Source organism: Limnohabitans sp., from assembly GCF_044361985.1.
GTDB lineage: Bacteria > Pseudomonadota > Gammaproteobacteria > Burkholderiales > Burkholderiaceae_C > Limnohabitans_A.
Genome location: NZ_JBIKHV010000110.1, coordinates 1 through 6,531, shown reverse-complemented (window position 1 = coordinate 6,531; position 6,531 = coordinate 1). Strand labels below are relative to the sequence as shown.

Sequence of the window (6,531 nt, the reverse complement as noted above, 5' to 3'; positions counted from 1 at the left end):
AGCGCATATCCGTGGCATTGGTGCCTCCTCAATAAGAAGTGCAGTTAACGGCGTTGCCGGATCGAACGCATCTCGTCTGGATGCTCGGAGGAGCTGCTTGGACGGTACCCTGAGGCATGTTCGCTAAGGCATTCATAGAGTTAGCAAACGCAGCGTTGCTTCGATCGTTATCGGCCTGAACCGTATTCAAAAAAGCTATATAGGCAGCAGCCTTTGCCTCTGCGCTGGAGAGCCTGTTCGCCGCGTGAAGCTCAGCCAGCGAATCTAGGCTGGCATAAAACGCACGGACTGAAGCTGAATTTGGTTGGCGACCATCCTTTGTGTAGGTTTCCTTAATGCATGAGGCATAGGTATCGAAAGAGGAACCCATATCGCATCGCTCCATGACGGTCTTCATCGTCGTCCCGCATCCAGTGAGGATCAGACCGACCGCGATTGCTGCTACCAACTTCAACTTCAAAAGATTCATCCCGATTTCCAGGTGCATGCCCTACGATGTATGAAATGGGTGAATAGGGCCGTGGTGAACTGTAACTCAATTAGTAACGATTGGGCATGCCTCGCAAGACCAGTCTTTACCCCAATGCGCCAGAGCTCTCGCAGCTTGGGGCTGCCATACGAAAAGCCCGGAAGGAGGCGGGAATCTCTCAGGAGACACTAGCCCACACTGCTGAGATCGAACGTAGCTATTTCGGCGCAATCGAAAGAGGTGAGGTCAACGTGACGTTCATGAATCTTGTGAAGGTCTCCAGAGAGCTAGGGGTTCCTCTTGCTAATTTGCTGGCCGACGCTCGCCTCTGAGAAGGCGACAACAACAAGATGGAATTAGGGCTTTAGCGTCTTTTTGAAGGGTCGATTCCAAAGCCCCTACCCAGTCTTTTTGAATCAGGAATCGGAATTTCTAGCGGACCGACAGACCAGCTTGACTCCCTGCTAAGTTGGGGTGTTTGGTGGGGCTTCTCGATCATCCAGCCCTCAATTCCTTCAACACTCCCGAAGCATTAGCGGTAGCGCCATGGGCCTGCCCCAGGCTCATAAGTTGTAGGTTTTGACATTACCGTCAAATTGCCTTCTTGTATGGCTCAAAAGATTGGTTGACATTAATTTGAGCCTAGCTCATAATTTGTTGCCGCCGATCCAATATTGACCACCTGTGCCGATTGAATTTTGACCAGGGGCTTGAGCCAGCTTTGATGTCCGCTGGCTGTGGATAACTATAAGTTCAATTGTCGTCCTGCAGCTCCTTTCTCTCCGCTTTTCTTGCCTGCTCCCTTGCTTTGATTCGACCCCTCGCCTCATTGGAGCTGTGCCTGAACCGATAGGACTCATTGCCCGTTTCCACAATGTGGCAGTGGTGCGTCAACCGGTCCAGCAGCGCCGTCGTCATCTTGGCATCCCCAAACACGCTCGACCATTCTGCAAACGTCAGGTTTGTCGTGATCAGCACGCTGACCCGTTCATACAGCTTGGACAGCAAGTGAAACAGCAAGGCCCCTCCGGCTTGGCTGAACGGCAAGTACCCCAACTCATCAAGCACCACCAAGTCCACGCGCGACAAACTCAGCGCAAGGCGACCCGCCTTGCCTTGCGCCTTCTCCTGCTCCAGCGCATTGACCAAGTCCACCGTTGAGTAGAACCTGACCTTTTTGCCCTGTTGCGTCAGCCCCGCGATGCCCAGCGCCGTGGCCAGATGCGTTTTGCCCGTCCCCGGTCCCCCAATGAGCACCACGTTTTGCGCATCCTGCGTGAACGACAGATCGGCCAGTTTGTGCACCAATGCCCTGTCCACTTGCGAGGCCTCAAAGTTGAACCCCGCCAGATCCCGGTGTACAGGGAAGCGGGCGGCCTTGGTTTGATGTGCAATCGATCTCATGTGGCGGTTGACTGCTTCGGCTTGCAGCAAGTGCTCAATCAGCCAACGAGATGTCCCCAGCTCTGCACTGCCGCCTTGCTCCACCAGATCCGCCCATGCCATGGCCATGCCGCTCAGTCTGAGACCCTTGAGTTCGGCCTGGATGTCCCGCTGCGTTGGTCTGTGCTCAGTCATGGTCCACCTCCACGCTGGACCGCAGGCCGTCATAGCGCGCCGTGTTGGCCAGTGGCACCTCACTGAGCTGCAGAGATGTTTCGGCTTGCTGCGGCATCAGTGGACTGCTCAACCGCGCCAACACGTTGCGCACATGCTCCACGCTGATGCCACCGTTGGGAGTGGCACCTTCCAGCAAAACCTCCACCGCCACCAATACAGCGTCCAGCCCCGCTTGCGGCACCACGGCCAGCACCTGGGCCATCACCCGGTCACCTCCCGCATGGCGCAACAACGACTGCCTCAGCCTCAGCAGCGCAGGCGGCAAGTCCATAAATGGCGTGCCATTCCTCAGCGCCCCCGGCTTGCGCTGCACCAGATCGATGTAATGCTGCCAGTCGTAGCTGATTTGCGCCCGATTGGTCAGCCTTGTGTGGCTGGCCACGATGGCGTCTTGGGCCACCACATCGACTCGGCTCGGATACAGCCTTGTACTGACCATCTGCCCAGCCCACTCGCACGGCACCGAATACTTGTTGCGCGCCACATTGACCAAACAGGTGCTGCTCACCCGGGCCGGATTCTCCACATACCCATCAAACGGCTCAGGCATGCTCATCAAGTGCTCACGCTCCAAATCCAGCATCTCGGCCAGCGTGAACTGCTTGTGCTCCGGGTGCGGTGTTTCGGCCCAGATCGAGCGGCAGCGTTCGGCCAACCAGGCATTGAGCTCCACAAACGAGCCAAAACGCTTTGTGCCAGCCTCTATCCAGATGCGCCTGCGGCTGTCCTGCACGTTCTTCTCCACCACCCCTTTCTCCCAGCCCGAGGCCACGTTGCAAAAGTCCGGCTCAAACAGGTAGTGGCTGCACAGCGCATTGAAGCGGGCATTGACGATGCGACCTTTGCCTTTCTTGACCTTGTCCACCGCCGTCTTCATGTTGTCGTAAATGCCCCGGCGCGCCACACCGCCCAGCGCAGCAAAACTGCGGGTGTGCGCGTCAAACAACATCTCGTGCCCCTGGCTGGGGTAGGCCACCACCCAGAATGCCCGACTGGCGCACAGCTTGAGGTGCGAGACCTGCATGTGGTGGTACACCCCGCCAATGAGCAACCCTTCCTCGCTCCAGTCAAACTGAAACGCCTCGCCCAGCTCGAAACTCAAAGGCACATACGCCTTGGATGCAGCCTTGCCCTCTTGCTCGCGCCAACCCCGAATGAAATCCGTCAATCGGCTGTAGCCGCCCCGATAGCCCTGCGCCTGCAACTGCGCCAACAACGCCCGCGCACTGCGCCGGGCATGTTTGGGGCGGTGGGAGTCGGCCTTGAGCGCCTGCACCAACGTCGCCTCAAACGCGTTGAGCTTGGTGAATCCGCTTTGCCTTTTGTATTTGGGAGCCTGGTCGCCTGGGGCTTTGAGCCATTTTTTGACCGTGTTGCGCGACAGCCCCGTGCGCTTGGCAATCTCGCTGTTGGAGAGTTGCTCGCGCAACTTCATGCGCCTGACCTTGCCTATCATTTCCATGGTGATCACCTTCTATCTCTCCTGCTGAATATTTCAGCAGGCCAGTTGAACACCCTGGTCAATTTTGAGTCGGCACTCCTAGGTTTAGCTGGTCAGTTTTCGGTCGGCGGCAACAGATTTGCATGTTTTGGATTGAAATCGCTCCAAGCCTTCTCAAACCCCTCGTCGGTATACCGGGAAGATTTCTGCGACCACTCCTTGGCAATTTGCTTGCCGGTTTGCCACCCAAGACTGGCAATAGCCCAGACAACACCCACCCAATAACTGCCAGAAGGCGAGCTGCCGCCACCGTCGAACATCGAGCCATCCCCTCTTGGAACATGCGAACTGATCGCAGCAAGGGCGCTTTTCAGCTTTGTAACTTCAATCACATTTTCAGTCGGTAGCCCCTGCAAGAGATTCCCCAACAGAGGTGAAGCTACAGCGCCAAATAAAGGCAGGTTTGCCGCACCAAGAATTTGCTGATTGAAAACTCGCTCCGCCTTGAGGTCGGCAACGAGCTCGCTGAGCATCGAACGGGTTACGTTTGAATTAGAGCTCATCGCACACCTCAGCCATACGGTATGGGCGCAGTGCAGACTCTTTGCCTTTGCGCATGATCGTGCCTGGTACCTTGGTAATGCGTGCAGCGTTGTGAACGCATGTATCAACACTCACTGTTGTGTTGTCAAACTTGGCAGCCAACATGTTCAACACCGACTTAACCAAATCTGTAGCAGCTTTGTCGTTATCTACATCCTCCAACACATAGTAGAGGTGGTAGCCGTTACCACTCATCACAACTGAGGGGGCAGGCCACCCTCGAGAATCCATAAACAAACGGATTTGGATTGCCAATGATTTCGCTGCCTGTACTTCTTCAGCCGTTGCAGGTTCGGAGGTGTCGCCAGTTCGATCAATGTCAACAAGCAGGAGATCACGATAAAGGATGTCCTCATCTTTGGTGGCCTTTTGCCCACCGACCGCGGAGCTAATTGGGTTCATTACCGTGTAGATGTTGAATCCCTTTGCGTTCAACGCAAGCGCGTCCTGCTCAAATGCAGCTTTGCAAGCCTCGAGCGATGGGTATTCCGAAGCCCTGTAAAACTTACAAACTGGCGTTTGCGCACCAGCAACCCCTTTGGGCCAGAGTGCGCGCATCTCAAATACCGATTCACTACCGGCGAAGAAGATGCGCCACATCTTTTGAATTTCAGAACGTGCGAAATCAACAGCCTCGAAATGTCGCGTAAGTTGTTGATTTATATGAGAATTTTCTGTAAAATTAGCCATGATTCTTCCAATATGAATCATGCCGAGCGCAAAAAAATTGGGGTTGTGTCTGCGACTCGACAAGGAAAGCAAAGCCCCACCAGCGAGAACTGGTGGGAATCCTTGACACTTGAATCGCAAACAAATTTAACGTGGCTGTTGTCCCACGACAGGCACTACTGGTGGTCAATACCGTAGTGGCTGCTACCTTTATGCCGAAGGCACCGAAGTTGTTTCAAGGCAGTGTGCAAACTTCGTAACCCACCGTGGTGAGCTACTTCAATGTTAACCCAAACTTTTTGACAGCTCAACTGTTCAGCCGAGTTTTTTCGCCAAGTCCATTGCCGATGGCCGGTAATACCGCTTCAGCACCATCAGGCTTTTGTGCCCACTGACGGCTGCAAGCTCGATCACTTTGGGCAACTTCTCCGCCATGCGTGTGATGGCAGTCCGCCGGAGGTCATGGAACCGAATACCCTCTAATTCAGCACGCCGAATCCCCCGCTTGAACGCGGCATCCAGCGTGAAATACTTCACGGGAATCACCAGACCGCTGATATACCGAGGCAACTCAGCCAAAACCTGAACCGCAGCCGAGGAGAGCGGTACGGTCCGAGAGTCACCGTTTTTAGTATCGGGTAAGAAAGCTGTCCTGCACTGCAAGTCAATGTGCTCCCATCTCAGTGACACCAACTCACCCCGCCGCATCGCAGTTGCCAACGCTAGCTGAACAGCAGGTTTGGTCCAATGACTCCTGCGTCCACTCGGCTCCAGCGCTTGCAGCAACTTTGAAATCTCTTCATCAGTCAGCACCCTTGACCGAGCTTGCGGGCTTTGTGGCTTGCGCACCATCTGAACTGGATTGGGCACATTTATTCCCCACTCCCTTCGGGCGTGATTGATGATGGCCGACAGATATGCCAGTTCCCGGATGACCGTTCCCGCACCGACTTCCTTGAGTCGTTCATCTCTGTATGCCGCAATGCGTGCTGAACTTAGGTTCGCCATGCTCCACCGTGCGATTGGTTTGCGCATGATGGCTTTGAGCCGAATGGCGTCCTCGGTTGCGCCCTTCATGGTCGGCGTCACTTCAACCAAATACCGGGCAATCACATCGCCCAAGGTTGTGCGCTGGGCCTCGTTGACGTTGACGAATTGCCCTTTGTCTATTTCGGACTCAACCGACCGCGCCCATATCTCGGCGTCCGCTTTGGTCTCAAACGTCTTGGTGATATCTGGGTAGCCTCGGCGTCGAATTCGGCCCTGCCATCCGTTGCCATGTTGTCTGAACGATGCCATCTCTGCTCCTGAGTGGGACAGAAATGGGACAAAGCCTTAATCTGAGGGTGACCCCATCATTGATTTGTTGGCGTTCACTTTCCCGCCACAAAGCTGCCCGACTTGCCCCCATGCTTTTCCAGCAACTTCACGCCGTTGATGGTCATGCCCCGGTCCACGGCTTTGCACATGTCGTAGATGGTGAGCAGGGCGACTTGCACAGCGGTGAGGGCTTCCATCTCGACGCCGGTCTGGCCGATGGTTTCGGCAGTCGCCGTGCAGACCACGGCATTGTCAGCGGTCAACACCTCAAAATCCACCGCCACGTGGGTCAAGCCGATGGGGTGGCACAGCGGGATCAGGTCTGAGGTTTTTTTAGCCCCCTGAATGCCCGCGATGCGGGCGATGCCCAGCACATCGCCTTTTTTGGCGGTGCCCGATTGGATCAATG

General features: G+C 55.4%; 8 protein-coding genes. 1 reads left to right on the top strand and 7 read right to left on the bottom strand.

What is annotated here, in order from left to right:
* Positions 1–28: 28 nt before the first annotated feature.
* Positions 29–469, bottom strand: a complete 441-nt coding sequence (locus ACIQ3A_RS13080) for a hypothetical protein (RefSeq protein WP_396432168.1) — start codon at positions 467–469, stop codon at positions 29–31.
* Between the two features lie 86 nt (positions 470–555).
* On the opposite strand from ACIQ3A_RS13080, the gene ACIQ3A_RS13075 reads away from it, so the two are divergent.
* Positions 556–801, top strand: a complete 246-nt coding sequence (locus ACIQ3A_RS13075; protein ID WP_396432167.1) for a helix-turn-helix domain-containing protein — start codon at positions 556–558, stop codon at positions 799–801.
* A gap of 421 nt (positions 802–1,222) precedes the next feature.
* Here the strand turns inward: ACIQ3A_RS13075 and istB are convergent, their stop codons facing one another.
* The 6 genes from istB to moaC all read right to left on the bottom strand — a co-directional run.
* Positions 1,223–2,047 (bottom strand): IS21-like element helper ATPase IstB, encoded by an 825-nt coding sequence (istB, locus tag ACIQ3A_RS13070; RefSeq protein ID WP_396432166.1) that lies wholly within the window; start codon positions 2,045–2,047, stop codon positions 1,223–1,225.
* Complete coding sequence (istA, locus tag ACIQ3A_RS13065) at positions 2,040–3,551, bottom strand: IS21 family transposase (RefSeq protein ID WP_396432165.1); 1,512 nt, start codon at positions 3,549–3,551, stop codon at positions 2,040–2,042. The genes istB and istA overlap by 8 nt, the downstream gene beginning before the upstream one ends.
* A gap of 92 nt (positions 3,552–3,643) precedes the next feature.
* Complete coding sequence (locus ACIQ3A_RS13060; RefSeq protein WP_396432164.1) at positions 3,644–4,093, bottom strand: PriCT-2 domain-containing protein; 450 nt, start codon at positions 4,091–4,093, stop codon at positions 3,644–3,646.
* Positions 4,083–4,844, bottom strand: a complete 762-nt coding sequence (locus ACIQ3A_RS13055) for a hypothetical protein (RefSeq protein ID WP_396432163.1) — start codon at positions 4,842–4,844, stop codon at positions 4,083–4,085. Before ACIQ3A_RS13055 ends, ACIQ3A_RS13060 begins: the two co-directional genes overlap by 11 nt.
* A 273-nt stretch (positions 4,845–5,117) precedes the next feature.
* Positions 5,118–6,101 carry an integrase gene (locus ACIQ3A_RS13050; RefSeq protein ID WP_396432162.1) on the bottom strand — a complete coding sequence of 328 codons (984 nt, stop codon included), beginning with the start codon at positions 6,099–6,101 and terminating at the stop codon, positions 5,118–5,120.
* A gap of 74 nt (positions 6,102–6,175) precedes the next feature.
* On the bottom strand, positions 6,176–6,531 hold a 356-nt coding region (moaC, locus tag ACIQ3A_RS13045), incomplete at its 5' end, for a cyclic pyranopterin monophosphate synthase MoaC (RefSeq protein WP_396432161.1).

Excerpts from the sequence above, each read along its gene's own strand:
- ACIQ3A_RS13080 (WP_396432168.1), bottom strand. The coding sequence starts at position 469 with ATGAATCTTTTGAAGTTGAAGTTGGTAGCAGCAATCGCGGTCGGTCTG.
- ACIQ3A_RS13075 (WP_396432167.1), top strand. The coding sequence starts at position 556 with ATGCCTCGCAAGACCAGTCTTTACCCCAATGCGCCAGAGCTCTCGCAG.
- istB (WP_396432166.1), bottom strand. The coding sequence starts at position 2,047 with ATGACTGAGCACAGACCAACGCAGCGGGACATCCAGGCCGAACTCAAG.
- istA (WP_396432165.1), bottom strand. The coding sequence starts at position 3,551 with ATGGAAATGATAGGCAAGGTCAGGCGCATGAAGTTGCGCGAGCAACTC.
- ACIQ3A_RS13060 (WP_396432164.1), bottom strand. The coding sequence starts at position 4,093 with ATGAGCTCTAATTCAAACGTAACCCGTTCGATGCTCAGCGAGCTCGTT.
- ACIQ3A_RS13055 (WP_396432163.1), bottom strand. The coding sequence starts at position 4,844 with ATGATTCATATTGGAAGAATCATGGCTAATTTTACAGAAAATTCTCAT.
- ACIQ3A_RS13050 (WP_396432162.1), bottom strand. The coding sequence starts at position 6,101 with ATGGCATCGTTCAGACAACATGGCAACGGATGGCAGGGCCGAATTCGA.